Raw genomic sequence first — 21,796 nt, forward strand, 5'->3', positions numbered from 1 at the left:
GACAATTTTGCATTTTTATTACTTGCAATTAACAAACTTTCCCCGATGCTAGCATAGCGTCTAATTAATGCCTATTTGAAACTCTCGATTTGGGCCGGGGGACGGCGAGTGTTGGTTTTCAGCCTAGTTGCAATAGGTTTTCTTGACAGCTTCCTTGGCGTCGCCGCTTCCGTGCGACACGCCGTCGGCGACTTTTTCGCCCGGCACCTTGTCGTCCGGCTTGCTGTTGCCGCCGCTGCCGCCGGCCGTGGCCACGCCGTTGCCCGGCACCTCGGTGATGCCGCCGCCACCGCCTTGGCTGCCGCTCGATGAGCGGTTGATGATGTTGAGCGTCGCGTTGAGCGCCTGCGCCACCGGCTGGTTCGGCTGGTTCAGCGTGGCCGCGTCGGCGGCGGCTTTGGCGGCAGCGTCGGCGGCAGCCTTCGCGGCGGCATCGGCGGCGGCCTTGGCGGCGGCGTCGACTGCGGCCTTGGCGGCGGCGTCTGCTGCGGCCTTGGCGGCGGCATCGGCGGCGGCCTTCGCGGCCGCGTCGGCTGCGGCTTGGGCTGCGGCCTGTGCGGCGGCGTCGGCGGCCGCTTTCGCGGCGGCATCGGCGGCGGCCTTGGAGTCGGCGGCGGCTTTCTCGGCGGCGGCCTTGGCAGCGGCATCGGCGGCGGCCTTTGCGTCGGCGGCAGCTTTCTCTTCGGCGGCGGCTTTCTCTTCGGCGGCGGCTTTCGCGGCGGCGTCGGCGGCCGCCTTGGCGGCGGCATCGGCGGCGGCCTTGGCGTCGGCCGCGGCTTTCGCATCGGCGGCGGCTTTCAGGTCGGCGGCGAGTTTGGCGTCGGCGGCGGCTTTCGCGTCGGCCGCCGCCTTGGCGGCTGCGGCGGCCGAACCGTCGTTAATCGTCGGCACGGTGCCGGCGGCAAACACATTGCCAGGCGTGCTGACCGAACCCAGCGGCGCCGACAGCGTCACCGGCGAACCGCCGCTGCTGATCAGCGTGCCGCTGCTGGCGGTGATGTTGCCGCTGGCCGCGGTGGCGGAAATGCTGCCGCCCGCCGGCACCGTCAAGGTGCCGCCCAACACGATGTTAGTGCCGGCGATCAGGCCGATGCTGTGCGAGGCGTTGAGCGCCGAGCCGCCGCCCAGCGTGATGTCGGTACTGGCCGACAACGCGATATCGCTGCCGTCGATGGCGTTGTTGATGGTGATCGGGCTGTGCGCGGTGATCGACACCTGCCCGCTGCCGGCGCCGGCCACCTGCGCGACGATGGCGCCGACGGTGTGGATGCCGCCATGGTTGTCGATGACGATGTTGCCGGTGGTGCTCAGCGGCCCCAGCGCCAGCTCGCCGCTAGTGACCGTGTTGCTGAGCGCGATGTTGCCGGCGTAGGCATGCGCCTCGAAGGCCTGCACATGGTTGTTGGCGTCGGTCAGCGCGATGCCGCCGTAGGCGTTGGCGACCACGCTGTCGGCCACCAGCGCGCCGGTCTGCGTGATGGCGCCGCTGCTCTGCGCGTTGAGCGCGATGCTGTGGGCGCGGATGTTGCCCACGACGATATTGCCGCCGGCGCCGATGCTCACTGCGCCGTCGCTGTCGATGATGCCGCCGCCCTGGCTCAGGCTCGCCACGTCCAGCGTGCTGCCACCGCCGACGCCTTTCAGCATGCCGCTGCTCAGCACCAGGCTGTCGGCGTGCAGCTGTCCGCTCAGGTCCAGCGCGCCGCCGTTGAGCGTCAGCGCGCCGGCCAGGCTGGAGCCGTCGCCGCCGGCGCCGGTCAGCGTCAGCTTGCCGCCGGACAGCAGCAGGCTGTTGCCGCCGGAAGTCAGCTTGACCAGCGTGGTGTTGCCGGCCGTCGCGTCGTAGGTGACCACGTTCTGGCCGCCGCCCAGCGTCGCCGCCAGCACGTTGGCGCCGTCCGGCGCCACCCCGTCCAGCCAGTTGCCGGCCGCGCTCCACAGGCCGCTGCCGCCGGTCCAGGTCGACAACGGCCGCGCGGTGATGCTGCCGCTCGCGCCCGGCGCCAGGACATAGTTGCCGGCGTCGCCGCCGCCCAGCGCCGGCGTGCCAACGATGCTGACGCTCTTGGCGACGCCGACGTTCTTGTCGGCGTAGCTCGCGCTGGCGGAGCCGGCCGACAGCGTGACCGCGTCGCTCGGTCCCTGGTTGATGCCGAGCACGCCGGACAGCGTGGCGCCGGCGAAGGTGGCGGCGGTCGAGTTGTTGTATTCGCGGCTGGCCAGCGTCAGCGTCAGCGTGGCCGGCGTGATGTCGGCGCTCAGGCCGGTCGGCAAGGTCACCGCGTAGTTGCCGGCGTCCGCGCCGCTGAGCGCGATGCCGTTGACGGTGACGGTCTTGGCGCTGGCGACGTTCTTGTCGGCGAAGGTGGCGTTGCCGGCGCCGATGCCGACCTGGTCGCCGCCGAGCACGCCGGCCAGCGTGCCGCCGACCAGCGTGGCCTTGCGGCCGTAGGTGTCGGAGACGCTGTCGTAGTCGAGGTTGTAGACGCGGCTGGCGGCGGTCATGCCGTTGATGCTCACCAGCGCCGGCGTGATCTCCCCGCTCAGATCGCTTGGCGACACCAGCACGTAATTGGCGGCGTCGCTGCCGCTCAGCGTGAAGCCGCCGGTGCTGATCGTGACCAGCTTGTTGCTGCCGACGTTCTTGTTGTCGAAGTGCGCCACGCCGCTGCCGGCCAGTACCACCTGGTCCGAGCCGAAGCCGCTGACGCTCGGGGTGCCGGCCAGCGTCGCCACGTCGTTGCCGTTGTACTGCCGGGTGGCGACGCTGAGGCCGTCGATCGGCAGCGCGGCCTGCAGGATCGTGCCGGTGCCGGCGCCGCTGATGCCAGACAGCGTGTAGTTGCCGTGCTCGTTGCCGGACAGCACAGGATTGGCGACGCTCAGGTTCTTGCCGCTGCCGGCATTCTTGTCGGCAAAGGTCACCACGCCGCTGATGCCCAGCATGTCCGCGCCGACCAGGTTGTCGAAGCTGTAGCTGGCCTGGCCTTCGAGGGTGTAGCCGCCGTCGTAGGTCTTGGTGGCGGACACGATCGCGTTCACCGCGCGCGGCGTGATGGTCAGCTGCGGGTTGGAACCGGCGTAGCTGATGTCGTACTTGGTCGACCACAGGCCGCCGACGTCGTAGCTGCCGGCGTTGACGGCGCCGCCGTAGCCCAGCGTGCCGTCGATGCCGGCGGCCAGCGTGCCGCCGCTGCCGCCGAAGCCGGCCGACGCGCCGTCGTAGGTCTTGGTGACGGCGCTGCCGCCGGTCACGGTCACCGTGTACGGCGTCAGCAGGGCCTTCAGCAGCGGCGTGGTGTGGCCGTCGTAGATGCGCCAGATCGGCGCCGAGACGAAGTCGAAATCGACGAAGCTGCTCTGCTGCGTCATCTGCTGCGACGACAGCGCGACCGCGCCGGCGCTGTCGTAGCTGGTGCCGGCGGTGTCCAGGTTGAAATAGCCGCCGCTCAGCGTGCCGCCCTCGTGCGCGCCGACCATGCCGTGGACGCTGGTGAAGCCGCCCCCCTGCACCACGCCGCTGCTGTACACGCGGCTGATGCTGCCGTCGTACAGGTCGCCGACCAGGCCGCCGATGTTGGCGTGGTTCTGGTAGGAATCGTTCAGGTTGCCGCCGACGTCGCCGGTGGCGTAGGCGTCGCTGATGACGCCGCCGCTGACGTTGCGTCCCGCCAGGCCGCCGACGTTGCGCCCGCCGTTGACGCTGCCCGCCGCGTACGACGAGGTGATGTGGCCGCCATTGTTGTCGCCCACCAGGCCGCCGACGATCTCGCCCGAGGCGTAGACCGAGCCGGTGGCGAACGCGTGTGTGACCAGGCCGATATCGGAACCGCTGGTGGTGTTGCTGCCGACCAGGCCACCGGTATAGCCGTTGCCGCTGGCATGCACGTCGGCGCTGGAGGACGAGGTGTTGATCTGGCCGGTGTTGCGGCCCACCAGGCCGCCGATGTTGGCGCCGCTGGCGTCGCTCACGCCGGTGACGCTGCCGCTGCTGGACGAAGCGGTGATCAGGCCGCCGTTGTTGCCGGCCAGCGCGCCGACGTTGGTGGCGCCGCTGACGTTGCCGTCGACGCTGATGCCGCTGATGTAGCCGATGCCCTGGGCGACGTAGCCGGCCAGGCCGCCGACGTTGCCGTGGCCGCTGACGGCCACGCCGCTCAGCGTCAGATCCCGGATGGTGCCGGTGTCGACCAGCGAGAACAGGCCGACGTTGTCCTCGCCCGGCCGGCTGATGGTCAGGCCGGCGATGCTGTGGTGGGCGCCGTCGAACACGCCGGTGTACACGCCGCTCTGCGCGATCGGCCGGAAGCCGCCGGTCCACTGGCCGCTGGCGCTGGCGTCGATATCGTTGGCCAATTGGTAGGCGGTGTAGTTGGCCAGCGTGGCCGCGCCCTGCAGGCCGTAGACGTCGGCCAGCAGATACGGGGTTTGCAGGCTGCCGTCGCCGCCCAGCGCGCGCACGAAGCTGCCGCCGGTCAGCTGGAAATCGCCGGCGCTGAAGGCCGGCAGCGCGCCGCCGAGCTGCGACCAGTTGCCGCTCTGGAGTTCGAAGGTGCCGCCGACCCCGACGTCAGCGCCGGCGCCGATCGCGGCCACCGCGCCGAGCCGCAGGTCGCCGCTGGTCGCGAGCGAAGCCTGCAGGTCGATATTGTGGCGCGCGCTCAAGGTCAGGTTGCCGCCGATGATCTGCGGCGCGCTGACGACGATGTCGCCGCTGCCGATATGGCTGCTGTTGATCGCGACATGCAGATTGCCGGCGTTGACGCCGGCCAGGTCGGCGCCGGTCAGCGCCAGCGTATCGGCCGGGTTGCCGCTGGCGCCGAGGTTGATGGCGTTGCCGGTTTCCAGGCTGACGCTCGGCGCGTTCAGCGAGCCGCCGGCCAGCGTCATCTTGCCGGCGAACAGATTGATGCCGGAGGCGGAACTGGCGCTGCCGGCATTGGTGATGCGATGCTCGCCGCTCGGCAAGGTTTGCAGGCTGAGCACGCCCGGCACCGACAAGGCCGCGCCGCTGTTGATGGTCAGCGCACCCGACTGGGTTTGCAACAGCAGGCCGCCGCCGCCCAGCGAGCTGGCGAGATCGAGGCTGCCGCCGACGGTCAGCGCGCCGCTGGCCGCGCTGTTGCTGAAGGACGAGCCGATCGACAGCAAGCCGTTGACCGGCACGCTGATGCGTTGCAGTTCGGCCTCGCTCAGGCCCAGCACGCCGCTGGCGTCGGCCGCGTTGCCGCCGATGGCCAGGTCGACCGCATCCTGGTAAGGCTGCAGCCGCACCTCGTGCTGGGTGGTGCCGCTGATGGCGCCGTTGAGCGTCATGCGGTCGGCCTTGAGCAGGATGTCGCCGCCGGAGGACGACACCGTTTGCCCGGCGCCGACGCTGATGGTGCCGCCCGCCTTGGCCGACGACAGGCTCACGCCGCCGGCGCCGGCCACGTTGCCGGAGACGCTCAGGTCGCCGTTGTACGCGGTCGCCGTCAGCGTCCCGCCGGCGCTGCTGGCGCCGAGATTGACGTTGACCGCCGTCAGCACGGCGTTGCCGGCGGTGGCGCCCAGCGTCGCGCTGCCGCCTATGGTGTTGCTGTTGTTGTCCAGCGTGATGCTGTTGGCGGCGATCGCGCTCAGGCTGCTGACCGCCAGCGCGTCGATCGGGCTGGTGGTCTGCACGATCGAACCGCCGGCGTTCAGGTGCAGCGCGGCGTTGATGCCGGTGACGGCCGCCTTCAGCTGGATGTCGTTGGCGGCTTGCAGCGTCAGCCCATGCGCGCTGCTCCACAGCAGCGGACTGAGGACGTGGATGGTGCCGCTACCGGTGCCGCTGGCGTTGGCGGTGCTGATGGTGACGTCGGTGGTCAGCAGCGCGGTTTGCAGGATGCCGGTCAGCAGCAGCGAATCGGGCACCGTCGCCGTGTCCAGGAACAGGCCGCCGATATTCGGCAACGACCCGCTGCCGAGCATGCCGGCGGCGCTGGCGACGCCGCTGTTCAGCGCGACGTACACATCGCTCGGATCGAGCAACAGGCTGCCGGTGGCGCCCAGCGGCGCGCGGGTGTCGACCCGGCCCCGCATGTCGAGATAGTGGCCGGAGGTTTCAACCAGGCCGCCGTTGCCGCCGGCCGCGCCGCCGCGCGCGGAGATCGTGCCGAACACCTGCGTCGCCTGGTCGCTCCAGACGATGACCTTGCCGCCGTCGCCGTCGACGCCGGCGTCGGCCTTGATGACCACGTCCGCGCCGACGTAGCTTTGCCGCGCGTTCGCCACCGCCGCGTTCTTGCCCTGGTAGTCGCCGCCGACCAGCACCGTGCCGCCGCCCGCGCCGCCGCTGGCGTCGACCACGGCGTCGCCGGTCAGGCCGACCTGCGGCCCGAGCAGCTGGATGGCGCCGCCGGTGTTGAGGTTGCTGCCGTCGGCGCCGCCGCGCGCGCTGGTGCTGCTGCCCGCCTCCAGCAAGGTGGTGCGGCTGGACTTGAGGACGATGCGGCCGTCCTCGCCGCGCACCGCGCTGTCGGCGTTGATCGTGCCGCGCTGGTTGACCAGCGCGCCGTACACGCCGACCCGGCCGCCCCGCGCCACGATGCTGCCGAGGTTGAGCGCCTGGTCGGCCGGCGACGACACCACCACCTGCACGTTCGGGTCGGCCGAGTCGAACAGTTGCACGCTGTGGCCGGCCGCCAGCACCACCTCGCCGTTGGGCGACGAGATCACGCCGCTGTTTTCCACCGCCGGCGCGATCAGGAAGATCCGGCCGCCGGACGGCGTGCTGATGGTGCCGGCGTTGCCGACCTTGCCCGCGCTGGCGGCGCCGTCGAAGTTGTTGCGGCCGGCCAGGAAGTCGGCGTTGGAGAGATTCAGGCTGGACGCGACCAGGCCGTTGACGTCGACCCGCGAGCCGGCGCCGAACATCACGCCGTTGGGATTGATCAGGAACACCTTGCCGTTCGACTGCAGCGAGCCGAGGATCACGCTGGGGTCCTGGCCGGTGATGCGGTTCAGCACCTTGCTGTCGCTGTTCTGCTGGATGAAGCGGGTGATCTCGTCGGCGCCGACCGAGAAGCTCTGCCAGTTGATGATGGCGTTCGGCGTGTTGGTGATGGTGTAGGTCTTGCCCTGCAGGTTGAAGCTGGCCTGTCCCGCCACCACGCTCGGATTCACCGGCGCCGCCTGCGCGCCGCCGTGACATGCCGCCACCAGCGCCGCGATCAGCTTGCGGCGCAGCGGCGCGCGCCCGGCGCCGCCGGCAGGGTGATGGGTATGGGATCTCATAACGTGCTCCTCCCGCAGGGCCTAATTGCCGGATTGATTTAGCCACAAGGAAACTTATGTTCCTGAAAGTTTAATCCGTATTGTCCGGTTCGCCACGAGATTTCGCGCCGCGCGGCGCATTTTCAGCGGAAACTGTGGCTGGCTTATTGCGCCGTCATGATTGCCGATTTTTCTATTTATTTGGTCTCGAAGGTGGTCACGCCGTCCCAGTCCGGGCCCGGCGGATGGGCGCGGTGGTGGGCGATCCGTTCGCCGTACAGCGCATACAGCCCGCGCTCCGGCGACAGCGCCCGCAGTTCGGCCAGCAAGGCTTCGGCCTGGTCCCACTGCTGGGCGCGCACGGCCGCCAGCGCCTGCCGCCAGCGCTCCAGCTCGTGGCGCTCGGCGGCGCCGAGATCGCGCTCCAGCACGATCGGTTCGAAGATCGCCACCGGTTCGTTCTTGCCCTTGACCCTGACCAGGTCCAGCTCGCGGTAGGCGAATTCCGGCGCGGCGGCGCGGGTGGTTTCGCCGACCGCGATGCCGACCCCGTACACCTTGGTGATGCCCTCCAGCCGCGAGCCCAGATTGACGGCGTCGCCCATCACCGTGTAGGCGCGGCGGATCTTCGAGCCCATGTCGCCGACGTGCATCAGGCCGGAGTTGAGGCCGATGCCGATCTTCAGCGGCGGCCAGCCGCGCGCGACGAAGTCGTCGTTGAGGCGGCGCGCGCTGGCCTGCATCAGCAGCGAGGTGGCGACCGCGCGGCTGGCGTGGTCGGCGAACGCCACCGGCGCGCCCCAGAACGCCATCACCGCGTCGCCGATGTACTTGTCGAGCGTGCCGCGATGGCTGTCGCGGATGTCTTCCGACATCGCCGTCAGGTACAGGTTGATGTATTCGCGCAGCGCCTTCGGCGTCAGCCCCTCGGAGATGGTGGTGAAGCCGCGCACGTCGACGAACAGCACCGTCAGCTCGCGGCTCTCGCCGTCCATATTGTATTTTTCCGGATCGTCGGCCATCTCCGCCACCAGCTCCGGCGCCACGTATTCGCCGAAGCGCGACACCAGCGCCCGGCCCTTGCGCACCTCGAAGAAATAGCCCCAGGCGACGTTGAGCACGAACACGCCGGCGATCAGCACCAGCGTCATCGCCATCCGCAGCACCCAGTCCATGTCGGTGTAGGCCCAGTAGTTGAAGCCGAACACGCCGCCGGCCACCGCCGCCGCCAGCAGGATCGACGGCAGCGGCGCCATCACCGCCAGCGCCAGCGCCAGCACCGCGCCGGTCAGCGCCACCTGCACCCCCTCGATGCCGTCGGCGAAATCCGGCCGCAGCTTGAAGCGCTCGTCGAGGATGGACTTGATCAGGTTGGCGTGCACCTCGACCCCGGGATATTCGTTGTTGACCGGCGTCGGCCGCAGGTCCAGCAGGCCCGGCGCGGTGGTGCCGACCAGGATGATGCGCTCGGCCAGCAGCTCCTTCCTGACCCGCCCGGCCAGCACGTCGGCCGCCGAGACGTAGGTGAAGGCGCCGCCTCTGGGGCCGCCGCTGCCGCGGAATTCGATCACGCCGGTCAGGTTCTCGCCGACCGGGATCGCCAGCGGCGTCTTCTCCTGGCCGACGAACATCAGCAGCTTGTCCAGCCCGCCGTGGGCGCGCTCGGCGGCCGACATCTCCGCCACGTTCTTCGAGAACGACGGCGTGATCGCGCGCGCCTGCAGCGCGACGGCGGCGGTGGCCAGCGACAGCGTCGGGTAGTAGCCGTCGCCGATCTGCATCAGCAGCGCCGAGCGGCGCAGGATGCCGTCCGGGTCGGTGATCGCGGTGAAGATGCCGCCGGTGGCGGAGGCGTCCTGCAGGCGCTCCAGGTTGGCCAGGTAGCCGTTGGAGCCGTAGGCCGGCACGGTGCGGCCGTTCAGCGTCTCGGTGGTGAAGAACGGCGCCGGCAGCTTGCCCTTGCGCTGGTCGTCGGCGATGTTATAGCCGAGCACCACCGGCTGGTCGCGCAGCGCGGCCGCCAGCAGGCCGTCGTAGTCCAGCGCTTCCTTCAGCGCGTCGACCCGGCTGCGGAAGCCGACCACGTTTTTCATGTCGGTCTCGGCCAGGTGGTCCAGCACGTCGTAGCCGGAAGTGTTGTCCGCCTCGGGAAACACGATGTCGAAGCCGGCCGCCGCGACTTCGTAATGGGTGGTCAGCTGCGACACCAGCCGGGCGACGATCTTGCGGTTCCATGGGAAGTGGCCGACTTCGGCGATGCTTTTCTCATCGATGTCGACGATCACGATCTTCGGATCGAGCACCGGCTTGACCAGCCGCATGCGCAGTCCGGCGAAGAAGGTGTCCATGCGTTCGATGGCGTCGATGCGCAGGTCGCCCGACACCTGCATCACCGCGATCCCGGTCAGGCACAGGCCGAGCGCCCAGCGCAGGCCGTATTTGTTGAGCGTCTTGGTCCAGCGGGCGGGAAACAGGCGCACGCGCGGTCCTTACGGCGTGTAGCCGGGGATCTTCGATTCGTCGATGGCGTCGATCTGCTTTTCATCCATGTTCTTGTGCGCGAACTCGAGGTAGATCTTGCTGCGGATGAAGATGTCGAACAGGTCCGGGTCGATGTGGCCGTTGAGCGAGAAATGGCCGAGGATGCGCAGCGATTCCGACAGCATCTTGCCCTTCTTGTACGGCCGGTCCTTGGCGGTCAGCGCCTCGAAAATGTCGGCGATCGCCATCAGCCGCGCCTGCACCGACATCTGGTCGCGGGTCAGGCCGCGCGGATAGCCCTTGCCGTCCATGCGCTCGTGGTGGCCGCCGGCGTACTCGGGCACGTTCTTCAGGTGCTTGGGCCACGGCAGCGCCTCCAGCATCTTGATCGACATCGAGATGTGGTTGTTGATGATCTTGCGCTCGGTGTCGGTCAGCGTGCCGAACTTGATGGTCAGGTTCAACAGCTCGTCGGCGTCGAAGAAGTCGCGCTCGACCTGGTCGGGGCCGACCCAGCGCCGCGCGCCGATGCGGCGCACGCGCTCCTGGTCTTCGGGCTTCATGCCCTCGCCGCCGATGTTGGCGAATCGGATGAAATCGCGCTCGTCGCGCAGCGTCGCCTGCGTCTGCGCCAGCTCGGCGGCGATCGCGGCCGAGGCGGCGGCGTCGCCGCCGGCGGCCAGCTGGCGTTTCAGCGCGGCGATCTCGGCGTCGCGCAGCAGCACCTCGAAGCGGGTGTCGATCATCGCGATGCGGTCGAAGATGGTCTCCAGCTTGGTGGCCTTGTCGACCACGTGCACCGGAGTGGTGATCTTGCCGCAATCGTGCAGCAGGCCGGCCAGCCACAGCTCCTTGCGGTCGCCGTCGGTCATGCGGAAGTCGGCCAGCGGCCCGGTCTCGGTGTTGTGCACCGCCTCGGCCAGCATCATCGTCAGCTCGGGCACGAACTGGCAGTGGCGGCCGGTGTACGGCGACTTCTCGTCGATGCCGATGTTGATCAGGTTGACCAGCGATTCCAGCAATTCCTCCAGCTGGGCGATCAGGCGCTGGTGCGTCAGCGCCACGGCGGCCTGCGCCGCCAGCGCTTCGATGAAGCGCTGGTCGGTCGGCGAGAAGGCGCGGATCTCGCCGCCGTCGGCGTCCTTGGCGTTGATCAGCTGCAGCACGCCGACCAGCTCGTGCTCGTGGTCGCGCAGCGGCACCGTCAGGATCGACTGGGTGCGGTAGTTGCGCAGCTGGTCGAACTTGACCATGCCGGAAAAATTGAAGACGTCGGCCTTGTACACGTCCTCGATGTTGACCGACAGCCCGAAGTGCGCCGCGTAGGCGGCCACCGCGTCGAGGTTCTTGTCGCCGCCGGCGTCGAACAGCGGGATGCCGGGCGCGGTGATCGCGACGCCGCTGGCGCCGCCCTGGTGGATGCCGAGCGTGTCGTTGATCAGGATGTGGAATTCAAGGTGGCGCTTGTCGTCGCTGGGGCGGTACAGCGTGCCGCCGTCGGCGTTGGTCATGCCCTTGGCGACTGTCAGAATGCGTTGCAGCAGCGAATCGGTGTCGTGATTGCTGCCCAGCTGGACGCTCAGCTCGATGAGCTGGTCCAGGCGCTGGGCGACTTGCGTTTGATTCAACTCTTGCATGGTTGCTTTTTAAATATCTGACCGAACGGATTCTACGATGGAAGTGTAGCTGTAGCGCAAGCTGTTGTACATCGGGAAATGATGCATGACACAAAATTGCCGCGTCACGTGTCGGGTTTTTCCCTCTTGTGTAAAAAAAAAGCTATTATCGGCCGGCGGCACCAAGCAAAAACAACAAAAGATCATCAGGGATTGAGCATGAAATTCAAATTTTGGGGTGTGCGCGGTTCCATCCCCTCGCCCGGACCGCGCACCGCGCGCTACGGCGGCAACACCACTTGCATCGAAGTGCGCAGCGACAACGACACCCTGATCATCATCGATGGCGGCACCGGCCTGTTTTCGCTGGCGCAGTCGCTGATCCAGGACAAAAGCAAACCGATCCACGCCAACATTTTCATCACCCACAGCCACTGGGACCACATTCACGGCCTACCCTTCTTCACCCCGCTGTTCATCCGCGGCAGCCGCGTGCGGCTGCACGGCGTGACCGACCCGGTCACCGGCAACGGCATCGAGCACGTGATGGGCGTGCAATTACAGAACAGCTATTTCCCCGTCAGCGAAACGCAGATGGACGCCACCATCGAATACCAGACGCTGGAGATCGACCAGCCGGTCCAGGTCGGCGACGCGCTGGTGCGCAACGTGGTGATGAACCACCCGGTCACCGACCTCGGCTACCGTATCGAATGCGGCGGCCGTTCGGTGTTCTTCACCGGCGACCACGAGCCGCACTACAACATCCATCCGCCCGGCCACCCGGAGCACGACGCTTACGCGCGCTGGATGGCGCAGCGCAACGCCGCGATCGACGCCGTGGTCCAGGGCGTGGACGCGCTGATCGTCGACTGTTCCTACACCCGCGAAGAATATCCGGCCAAGCAGGGCTGGGGCCACGGCACCTTCGATTCGGCCTTCGAGCTGGCGCTGCGCTGCGGCGTCAAGGCGCTGTACTGCACCCATCACGAACCGACCCGCGGCGACGACGAGCTGGAGGCGGTGTTCGCCGACGTGATGGCGCGCCATGCGCCGCTGCTCGGTGGTTTGCAGGTCTTCCTCGCTTACGAAGGCATGGAAGTCGAATTGACTTAACCGGGGTCAGTTCCGGCATCGTGCCACAAGCTCAACCGTAGCGGACGCTACGGTTGAGCTTGTGGCACGATGCCGGAACTGACCCCGGTTTTCCCGGAGCGATGATGAACGACGCCAGCGATGTCGACCTGCGGCTTGCCTTCTTCCAGAAGCTGCAGGCAGTCACCACCAAGATTCACGCCACCACCAAGCTCGATGAAATCATGCTCGACCTGGGCATGGAATTCTGCGACCTGTTCAACTGCGACCGCTTCACGCTGTACGCGCTGGACGAGGAGAAGGACCACATCGTCTCCAAGGTCAAGACCGGCCTGACCTCGTTCCGCGACCTCAAGCTGGCGATCACGCCGGCCAGCATCGCCGGCTACGTCGCGCTGACCCGCAAGACCGTCAACCTGGCCGACGTCTACGACCAGGCCGAACTGGCGCGCCACTCGCCGGAGCTGCGCTTCCAGCAGGGCGTCGACCAGCGCACCGGCTACCGCACCAGACAGATGCTGGTGGCGCCGCTGATCGCGGTGCAGTCGCGCGAGCTGCTCGGCGTGGTCCAGTTCATCAACCACCGCGACCGCGCGCCGTTCTCCGCCATCGCCGAGGCCGGCGTCAAGCAGCTGTGCGAGACCCTGTCGGTGGCGCTGTCGCAGCGCATGAAGCCAGCGCAGATGGTACGCACCAAATATGACGGGCTGGTGACCGCGGCCGCGCTGTCGGCGCCGGAGCTGGAACAGGCCACCCGCACCGCCCGCGCGCGCGAGGTCGACATCGAGGAGGTGCTGATCGGCGAGTACGGCGTCAAGCCGCAGCTGCTGGGCCTGGCGCTGGAAAAATTCTTCGGCGTGCCGTACGAACCCTTCCGTCCCGACCGGATCAAACCGGTCGAGCTGCTGAAAAACCTGAAGCGCCAGTACATCGAGGAATCCGGCTGGCTGCCGCTGGAGGACGGCAAGGACGGCGTGCTGGTGGTGGCGCTCGATCCGGAGCGGATCGCGCACACCCGCATCGTCAGCCACATCTTCCCCAAGGCCCGGCCGGTGTACCGCGTCACCGGGCAGCGCGAGTTCCGCCACATGGTGGAACTGTTCTACGGCCACGGCGACAGCGGCAGCGTCGGCGACCTGCTGTCCGGCATGGACGGCGGCGACGACGACGGCGAAGCGCTGGCCGACGTGTCGGAGGCGGTCGAGAACGAGCTGGTCAAGCTGCTCAACAAGATCATCATCGACGCCCACCGCCAGGGCGTGTCCGACATCCACATCGAACCGCTGCCCGGCAAGGGCAAGACCGGGATCCGCTTCCGCAAGGACGGCACGCTGGTGCCCTATATCGAGATCCCGGCCAGCTACCGCAGCGCGCTGGTGGCGCGGGTCAAGATCATGTGCGACCTCGACATCTCGGAGCGGCGCAAGCCGCAGGACGGCAAGATCCAGTTCAAGAAATACGGCCCGCTCGACATCGAGCTGCGGGTGGCGACGATTCCGTCGGCCGGCGGCGTCGAGGACATCGTCATGCGCATCCTGGCGGCCGGCGAGCCGATCCCGCTCGACCAGCTGGGCGTGCTGCCGTTCAACCTGCAGCGGCTACGCGCCACCATCGAGAAACCGTACGGCCTGTTTTTCGTCTGCGGTCCGACCGGCTCCGGCAAGACCACCACGCTGCATTCGGTGCTGCACCACCTGAACACGCCGGAGACGAAGATCTGGACCGCCGAAGATCCGGTCGAGATCACGCAGAAGGGCTTGCGCCAGGTGCAGGTCAACCGCAAGGCGGGGATGGACTTCGCCACCGTGATGCGCGCCTTCCTGCGCGCCGATCCGGACATCATCATGGTCGGCGAGATGCGCGACAAGGAAACCGTCGGCATGGGCATCGAAGCCTCGCTGACCGGCCACATGGTGTTCGCCACGCTGCACACCAACAGCGCGCCGGAATCGATCGTGCGCCTGCTGGACATGGGCATGGACCCGTTCAACTTCGCCGACGCGCTGCTTGGCATCCTGGCGCAGCGGCTGGCCAAGCGGCTGTGCGGCCAGTGCAAGCAGGCGGTCGAGGCGTCCGGGGAGGAGGTGGGATTATTGCTGGCGGAATACTGCGAGGAGTTGCTCAACACCGAGGCCTTCATCCGCGACCCCGACGCCGGCCGCGCCGCCGTGCTGGCCGGCTGGCGGGAGCGGTATGCCAAAGACGGCAAGTTCACGCTGTACCGCGCGGTCGGCTGCGACGCCTGCAACAAGGGTTACAAGGGCCGGGTCGGCCTGCACGAGCTAATGCTCGGCAGCGACAAGGTCAAGCGGCTGTTGCAGGAGCACAGCCGCGTCGCTCAGTTGCTGGCGGCGGCGCTGGAGGACGGCATGCTGACGCTGAAGATGGACGGCATCGAGAAGGTGCTGGCGGGGATCACCGACATCAAGATGGTACGCGCGGTGTGCATCAAATAGCCGGGGCGCGGCTTTGTGCGGCGGTCGGCCAGCGCGCGCAGACGCGCCAGCCCGGCCTTCAGGTTGAACGAGCGCCCGTGACGCAGCGCGTCCACCAGTTGCGTCGCCAGCGCCAGCGCCGGCGCGGCGGCGTTCTTGGCCGAGTACGGCAGCACCAGGCGGTAGCGGCCGCGCATGCGCGGCACCACGCCGATGAAGCCCACCGTCACTTCATTCAGCGCCAGCCGGCGCAATTCGATCGCGACCCGTTGCACCACTTCGACCAGGTGCGGCACGTCGGCGCAGCGCATGCCGACCAGGCCGCTGTGCTCGTTGAGGCCAGGCAGCGCGGCGTGCAGGCGCTGGTCGAGCGCGGCTTCGGCGGCGGGGGTGTCGGGGGTGTCGTCCAGCTCAAGAATGCTGAGCAGGCAGGGCTGGGTGGAGTAGCGATTGTCTTCGTCGAGATAGCGTTGATCGATGATTTTCATGTTCTGTGTTGCCCGTTAAAATTACAGACAGCATTGTGACAAGCATCATGCAAGCGCGGTAGCGGCGCGGGGAGCGGCGCCTTGTAAGACCAGTCTTACAGCAGGCGCGCCGCCAGCGCCGGATCCAGGCTGGCGAGAAACGCTTCCACCGCCGTGGTGTAGGCGCCCGGCTGGCCCAGCGTCTCGTTGATCTCGCGATGGCTTTTATCCTGGGGTAATACTTGCGCGCGCATGCCCAGCGCGCCGGCGCGCGCGGCGTAGCCCTGCGCCTGCGGGCAGGCGTCGTTGCGGCGCGACGAACACACCGCCAGCAACGGTGCGCCGCCGGGCTTCAGCTGCGCCAGCGGCGAGACGCTGTCCCAGTAGCCGGGCTCGGCGCCGAAGGCCTGGTCGTACAGCGGGAAGTGGCGTTGCCGCATCAGGGCCGCCACATCCATCGCCGCGCTGTCCAGCGCCACCGTGCCCAGCCACGGTGTCGCGCCGCGCGACAACGCCTGCGCCGGCGCGGCCGCCAGCAGCGCCACCAGATGCGCGCCGGCCGAGTGGCCCATCAGCACGAACTTGTCGCGGTCGCCGCCCCATGAGGCGGCCTGCGACTGCGCGGCGGCCAGCGCCGTGGACACGTCCTGCGCTTGCTGCGCCACGCTGGCGCCGGGCAGCAGCCGGTAGTTGACCGAGACCACGATCACGCCGCGCGGGGTCCAGCGCCGCACCTTGTTCTGAATCACCTGGGCGTTGGCCTTGTCGCCGGTGCGCCAGGCGCCGCCGTGCACCATGAAGATCACCGGCGCGTGCTCGGGCCTGGCCGGCAGGTAGACGTCGTAGCGCTGCAGCGGATCGGCGCCGTAGGACCGGCCGGCGAGGCGGCGCACGCCGTCCGGCAGCGCGAACGCGGCGGACGGGCCGCCCTCCTCGTCCAGCTCGCCGCGCGCTTCCTGCATCGCGGCGCGGCGTTCGGCGATGCGGTCGCGCAGCGGGCCGGCGGCCTGCGCGGCGGTCGTCGCCAGCGTCAGCGTCAGCGCCGGCAACAGCAACAGCAGCGGCGACAGCCCGCGCCTCATGCGTCCTCCGGCGGCGACGGCAGTTGCTTCTCGAAGCACACCGCAAGCGGGTTGCCGATGTATTTGCCATAGTTGGCGATGCGGCTGTAGCCGCGCGCCTCGTAGAAATCGACCGCGCGCCGGTTGACCAGCCGCGTCTCCAGCCACAGCGCCTGGTAGCCCAGCGCCGCCGCCTCGGTCTCCAGGAAGCGCAACACCGCGCTGCCGACCCCGCTGGTGCCGTGGCGCGCGTACATGCGCTTGATTTCGGCCACGCCCGGCTCCAGCGGCCGGAACGCGCCGCAGCCGAGCGCCGCGCCGGCGGCGTCGCGCGCGACCACGAAGCAGGCCATCGGCCCGCGCACGTCGGCCGCGTCGAACGAGGCGTTGCCGCCGTCGCCGGTGATGGCTTCGAGCGCGGTCGACAATTCCGCCATCAGCCGAATGGATTCGGGCGCGGCCGGGTCTTCTTCGCTCAGCAGGAGTGTGCTCATCCGCAGATTATTGCACAGTACAGATCACCAGCTCCGGATCGGCGTTGATGCGCACCGGGATGCCGCTGCAGCCGACGCCGCGACTGACGATCAGCTCGCCGTTGTCGCGCACCGGAAAGCGGCCGTAATAATACGGCCGCGACAACGGCCCCTGCGGCATCACGATCGGCGTGCCGTCCGGCAGCGCGATCTGGCCGCCGTGGGTGTGGCCGGCGAAGCCGACATCGAAGCGCTGGCCCTTGAGCATCAGCAAGCCGTCCGGCGCATGCATCAGCAGGATGCGGGTGGCGCCGGCGCCTTCGAAGGTGGCGGCGCCGTCCGGCGCGCCGGTCCACGGATCGTCCATGCCGCACACCGAGACAGAGTCGAACGGCGCCGGCAGCGCCACGGCGCGGTTGACCAGCATGGTGACGCCGGCATCCTCGAACAGGCGCGCGATCAGCTGGTCGTCGGTCGACAGGTCGTGGTTGCCGAACACGGCGAACTTGCCCAGCGGCGGAGCGCAGGCGGCCAGCCCCGGACACAGCGCCGCCGCGTGCCGCGCCGGGCCGGTGACGTAGTCGCCGCCGAGCAGCAGCAGGTCCGGCTGCTCGGCGGCGATCCGCGCGAACAGGTCGGCGAAGATCGCCGGATGGGTCGGCCGGCCGGCGTGGAAATCCGACGCGAACGCGATCTTCAGCGGACGCGGCAGGCGCCGTTCCGCCGGCAGCGCCAGCGCGTGGCGCGTCACGCCCATGCGGCCGTGCAGGCCGACGTGGTAGCTCAACGCGCTGACCAGCCCGCCCAGCGTGGCCAGGTCGAGCAGGGCCTCGATGCCATGGTGAAGTCGGGAGTAACGCTTGCTACGAGGGATACGCATGGGAAACCAGGGACGACGGAAGAGGCGGGATGATAGCGCATCCGCAGCCGGCGTGCGCGACGCCGGGCCGGCCGGGTTCCCTACCGAAGGCGGCGCGGCTGCGGCGCATCATCGTCATCTTCGCCACGCGCCGACGCGCGCCGTCACAGCGGCGCGTCGACCAGCAATTGCGGCCGCAGCGCGCGGATGCGGAGTTCGGTGAAGTAGCCGCCGGCTTCGTTGTAGCGCAGGTAGTGGCGGCCGCAATTCAGGCAGCGCGCGATCTGGCAGCGGTTGGCCGGATAGTAGCGCGGCGCGATCGGCGCGTCCTCGCTGTCGTAGTGGGTGCCGTGCGGATGGTACTCGGTGTAGGTCGGATCGTCATACGGATCCTCGACCAACGTCGCGACCTCCTCGAAGCGGTCCAGCTCCAGCGTCGGCGGCAGCCGCTGCCAGGCCAGCAGCGGCACCGCGTGGCAGCTGCAAGTGCCGGTCACCGCCGCCGACGCCTCGGCCAGTCGTGTCAATGTCGCAAAATCAATCGCCTGCATGTTCAGCCTCCAAGTCTCAAAACACCATGAAGCGGCCGCCCGGTGCCAGACCGGCGGCCAGCAGCGACGGCGCCCCGCGGATGCCGACCACGCCGCTCATCAAATCCTCTTCCTGCATGCCCTGCCCGGCCAACGCCTGCGGACAGGCGTATAACTCCACCCCCAGCTCCAGCGCCTGCGCCAGCGACGCCAGCCAATCCGCGCCGGCGGCCGCGTCGCGATGCAGCAAGGCCACCGAGGCGCTGACGGCATGCAGCTCCACCGCCACATCCATCGCGGCGGCGGTGCTGGCGTAGCGCAACGCCGACTGCGCCGCCTCCACCGTCACCGCGCGGTCGAGCAGGATCACCAGCCGCGCGCCCGCGTCGGCGCTCATGCCGCGATCCCGTGACGCTGGCGCAGGATCGCCGCCGCCTTGGCCAGCACCGCCAGCTTGGCCTCCGCCGTCGCGCTCGAATTGAGCGGATTGTCGGCGAAGGTGGCGAAGCCGCAGTCCGGCGTCAGCAGCACCCGCTCGGCGCCGAACAGCTGGATCGCGTGCTCGGCGTGCGCCACCACGTGCTCCACGCTTTCCACATGCGCGTGCTTTTGGTTGCAGGCGCCGACGCCGATGCGGATGTCGTCCGGCAGCGATGTCAAGATCTCCATCTCGCCGGCGCGCGGCGTGCACAGTTCCAGGAACAGCGTGCCGACCTGCATCTGCCCGAGCGTATCGACCAGCGGCTGATAGTCGCCGGCCAGCGCCTTGCTCTCGTCGGCGGTCCAGTTGCCGCGACACATGTGCAAGGCGATGCGCTCGCGCGGGAAGCCCTTGGTGACGGCGTTGACCAGATCGCGCGCGAACGCCAGCTCGGTCGGGCTGTCGCCCTTGGCGCCCAGCGCGCCACACATGAAGCTGCGCTGGTTGGCGGGCCCGCTGAACACCACCTCCGACAACACCGGCTCGTCCAGCTGCACCAGCGCCGCGCCGGACGCAAGCAGGCAGGCGATCTCTTCGCGCAGCACCCGCACGATGTCCTGCGCCAAGTCCTCGCGGTTGGCGTAGGCGCGGTCGGAGATGCATTCCATCCACATGGTGCGCGTCAGCAGATACGGCCCCGGCAGCGCGACCTTGATCGGCGTCTGCGTCAGCGCGCGCGCGAAGTCGACCTCGTGCACCGCGATGCCCCGGCTGCGTCCCAGCGGACCGAACACAGCCGGATGGCGCACGTCGCCGGCCGGCACGTCCAGCGCGCGCAACTCGCGCTCAAACTCCTCCGGATCGTCGACCAGCGGCAGCAGATCGGTCAGCGGGATCAGCTGGCAATTGTCCAGCCGCGAGGCGACGAAGCTGGAATAACTGTCGCGCCGCTGCTCGCCGTCGCTGACCACGTCGGCCCCGGCGCGCAACTGCGCGCTGATGGCCAGGCTGACCGCGTCGTCGGCGGTGGCGTGGAACGAGGCCTCGTCCAGCCGGCCCTCCATGTGTTCATGCATCGCCTGCAGCATCCAGCGCGGACGCGGCCAGCTGCCGATGCCCATCACCGACAGCGGCCGGATCGCCGGCGCCGGCGCCACCGGCGGGAACACGGTCATCGGCTTGACCTCGACCAGCTCGATGCCGCCGCGCTGCTGCGCCGCTTGCGCCGCCTGCACGCCCGCGCCGCGCCGCTCCTCCAGCCTGCCCTTGGCCACCAGGAAACTGCGCTGCTTGTCGCGCTTGACGAACGACACCAGCTCGTTGCCGGTCATGCGGCACCAGGCCGGCAAGTCCTCGTCGACCGAGGTTTCGGTGGAGCGGATCTCCAGCAGGCCGCCGCGCTCCAGCGGATCGATATGGCGCCGGATCAGCAACAGCAGGCCGTTGCCGCAATCGAGATCGCCGCCGTCGAAGGCGACGTCGGCGTCATGCGGATGGTTGAACGGATTGGTCATGAGAACTCCAGGTGATGTCAGGCGGCGGCCGGAATGGCGGCGCTGCCGTAAAGTTGATGCAGCGCCGCCTCGTCGCAGGCGGACGCGGCCACGTCAAGCACGATGCCGCCCTGCCGCAGGCCGACGATGCGGTCGGCGTAGCGGCGCGCCAGCTCCGGCTGGTGCAGGCTGCAGATGACGGCGATGCCGCCCTCGCCTTCGTGGCAGATCGACGCCAGCAGCGCCATCACGCCGGCGCCGATGTGCGGATCGAGGCTGGCCACCGGCTCGTCGGCGATGATCAGGTCCGGCTGCTGCGCCAACGCGCGCGCGATCGCCACCCGCTGCTGCTGGCCGCCGGACAACGCATCGGCGCGCTGGTTGGCGTGGTCGAGCAGGCCGACCCGCTCCAGGCACTCCAGCGCCAGGCGGATGTCGTCGCGGCTGAAGCGGCGCAGCCAGCCGCGCCAGGCCGGCACATGGCCCAGCCTGCCGGCCAGGACGTTGTCCAGCGCGCTCAAACGGTTGACCAGGTTGAATTGCTGGAACACCACCGCGATCTTGCGCCGCTGCCTGCCGCGCATCGCCGCCACGTCGTGGCCGTGCAGCAGCGCCGCGCCGGCGTCGAGCGGCGCCAGGCCGGCCAGGCAGCGGAACAAGGTGGTCTTGCCGGCACCGCTGGGGCCGAGCACCGCCAGCATCTCGCCGCGCTCGACCCGCAGGCTGGCGCCGTCCAGCGCGACCCGCTCGCCATAGCTTTTGCGCGCGGCGCGCACTTCGAACAAGGGCGCCGTCATACCAGCTTCTTCCGCAGCCAGCCGCTGAGCTGATCGAGCAGTGTGACCACCACCAGGATCAGCGCGATGATGGTGAACAGCCGCGAGAAGTCCAGCAAGTCCATGCTGTTCTTCAGCTCCTGCCCGATGCCGCCGGCGCCGACCACGCCCAGCACGGTCGAAGCGCGCACATTGAATTCCCACCAGAACAAAGTGGTCGACAGCAGCACCGGCAGCAGATCCGGCAGCAGCGCGTAGACGATCGCCGTGCCGCGCCCGGCGCCGGTGCTGCGCACCGCGTCCAGCGGCCCGGTGCCTGCGTTCTCGATATGGTCGGCGAACAGCTTGGCGGCGCTGCCCCAGGTGTGCAGCGCGATGCCGAGCACGCCGGCGAACGGCCCCAGCCCCACCGCCGCCACGAACAGCAGCGCGAACACGAAGGAATCGATGCCGCGCAGCGCGTTGAGCAGCCAGCGCGCCGGGTAGTACAGTTTAGGGAACGGCGTGATGTTGCGGCTGGCCAGCACCGCCATCGGCAGCGCCAGCAGCGCCGCCGCCGTGGTGCCGAGCAAGGCCATGGCCATGGTCTCGGCCATGCGCTCGGCGAACACCGGCAGCTCGTTCAGATTCGGCGGCCAGGCCTGCGCCAGCCAGTGGCCCAGCTTGGGCAGGCCGGTCGCCAGCTTGACCACGTCGATCTGCGCCAGCTTCCAGCACAACAGATACAGCCCGCCCACCGCCAGCGCGATCGCGGCCAGCTTCAGCCTGCGGCCGGCGCCGTCGCGACGCGCCAGATGGCCGGCCAGCGCGGCCTTGACCGCGCCCTGCCCGATGAACGGAGAGCTCATGC

The 21,796-nt window shown here is 68.9% G+C and carries 14 protein-coding genes; 2 read left to right on the forward strand and 12 right to left on the reverse strand.

Annotation, left to right across the window (positions count from 1 at the left end):
* Positions 1-123 precede the first annotated feature (123 nt).
* The 3 genes from GW587_RS07645 to GW587_RS07655 form a co-directional block, all read right to left on the reverse strand.
* A complete protein-coding gene (locus tag GW587_RS07645; RefSeq protein ID WP_166100659.1) occupies positions 124-7,260 on the reverse strand; it encodes a YDG domain-containing protein in 7,137 nt (2,378 codons plus the stop codon).
* Between the two features lie 176 nt (positions 7,261-7,436).
* Positions 7,437-9,719 (reverse strand): CHASE2 domain-containing protein, encoded by a 2,283-nt coding sequence (locus GW587_RS07650; RefSeq protein ID WP_371875555.1) that lies wholly within the window; start codon positions 9,717-9,719, stop codon positions 7,437-7,439.
* A gap of 9 nt (positions 9,720-9,728) precedes the next feature.
* Positions 9,729-11,357, reverse strand: a complete 1,629-nt coding sequence (locus GW587_RS07655; protein WP_166100661.1) for an HD family phosphohydrolase — start codon at positions 11,355-11,357, stop codon at positions 9,729-9,731.
* A 198-nt stretch (positions 11,358-11,555) separates the two neighbouring features.
* Between GW587_RS07655 and GW587_RS07660 the strand changes: the two genes are divergently transcribed.
* Together GW587_RS07660 and GW587_RS07665 are read left to right on the forward strand one after the other, a co-directional pair.
* Positions 11,556-12,452 carry an MBL fold metallo-hydrolase gene (locus GW587_RS07660; protein ID WP_166100664.1) on the forward strand — a complete coding sequence of 299 codons (897 nt, stop codon included), beginning with the start codon at positions 11,556-11,558 and terminating at the stop codon, positions 12,450-12,452.
* Positions 12,453-12,556: 104 nt separating this feature from the next.
* Positions 12,557-14,887 (forward strand): GspE/PulE family protein, encoded by a 2,331-nt coding sequence (locus GW587_RS07665; RefSeq protein WP_166100667.1) that lies wholly within the window; start codon positions 12,557-12,559, stop codon positions 14,885-14,887.
* Here GW587_RS07665 and GW587_RS07670 read toward each other — a convergent pair.
* The 9 genes from GW587_RS07670 to phnE form a co-directional block, all read right to left on the reverse strand.
* Positions 14,770-15,354: a cyanophycin synthetase family protein gene (locus GW587_RS07670; protein WP_166100669.1), complete on the reverse strand. Its 585-nt coding sequence runs from the start codon at positions 15,352-15,354 to the stop codon at positions 14,770-14,772. The genes GW587_RS07665 and GW587_RS07670 overlap by 118 nt on opposite strands.
* 95 nt (positions 15,355-15,449) lie before the next feature.
* Positions 15,450-16,415, reverse strand: a complete 966-nt coding sequence (locus GW587_RS07675; protein WP_166100672.1) for an alpha/beta hydrolase — start codon at positions 16,413-16,415, stop codon at positions 15,450-15,452.
* Positions 16,412-16,888, reverse strand: a complete 477-nt coding sequence (locus tag GW587_RS07680) for a GNAT family N-acetyltransferase (protein ID WP_166100674.1) — start codon at positions 16,886-16,888, stop codon at positions 16,412-16,414. Before GW587_RS07680 ends, GW587_RS07675 begins: the two co-directional genes overlap by 4 nt.
* Positions 16,889-16,895: 7 nt before the next feature.
* Positions 16,896-17,747 (reverse strand): metallophosphoesterase, encoded by an 852-nt coding sequence (locus GW587_RS07685; protein ID WP_166100677.1) that lies wholly within the window; start codon positions 17,745-17,747, stop codon positions 16,896-16,898.
* 143 nt (positions 17,748-17,890) lie between these two features.
* Positions 17,891-18,277 carry a hypothetical protein gene (locus GW587_RS07690; protein WP_166100680.1) on the reverse strand — a complete coding sequence of 129 codons (387 nt, stop codon included), beginning with the start codon at positions 18,275-18,277 and terminating at the stop codon, positions 17,891-17,893.
* Between the two features lie 16 nt (positions 18,278-18,293).
* Positions 18,294-18,653 carry a DsrE family protein gene (locus GW587_RS07695; protein ID WP_166100682.1) on the reverse strand — a complete coding sequence of 120 codons (360 nt, stop codon included), beginning with the start codon at positions 18,651-18,653 and terminating at the stop codon, positions 18,294-18,296.
* Positions 18,650-20,191 carry a sulfurtransferase TusA family protein gene (locus tag GW587_RS07700; protein ID WP_166100684.1) on the reverse strand — a complete coding sequence of 514 codons (1,542 nt, stop codon included), beginning with the start codon at positions 20,189-20,191 and terminating at the stop codon, positions 18,650-18,652. The genes GW587_RS07695 and GW587_RS07700 overlap by 4 nt, the downstream gene beginning before the upstream one ends.
* A gap of 17 nt (positions 20,192-20,208) precedes the next feature.
* Positions 20,209-20,967 (reverse strand): phosphonate ABC transporter ATP-binding protein, encoded by a 759-nt coding sequence (gene phnC, locus GW587_RS07705; RefSeq protein ID WP_166100687.1) that lies wholly within the window; start codon positions 20,965-20,967, stop codon positions 20,209-20,211.
* On the reverse strand, positions 20,964-21,794 hold the full coding sequence (phnE, locus tag GW587_RS07710; RefSeq protein WP_166100688.1) for a phosphonate ABC transporter, permease protein PhnE: 831 nt from the start codon (positions 21,792-21,794) through the stop codon (positions 20,964-20,966). The genes phnC and phnE overlap by 4 nt, the downstream gene beginning before the upstream one ends.
* Positions 21,795-21,796: the final 2 nt, after the last annotated feature.

The sequence above is a fragment of the Duganella aceris genome (genome assembly GCF_011090165.1).
Taxonomy (GTDB): Bacteria; Pseudomonadota; Gammaproteobacteria; order Burkholderiales; family Burkholderiaceae_D; genus Rugamonas; species Rugamonas aceris.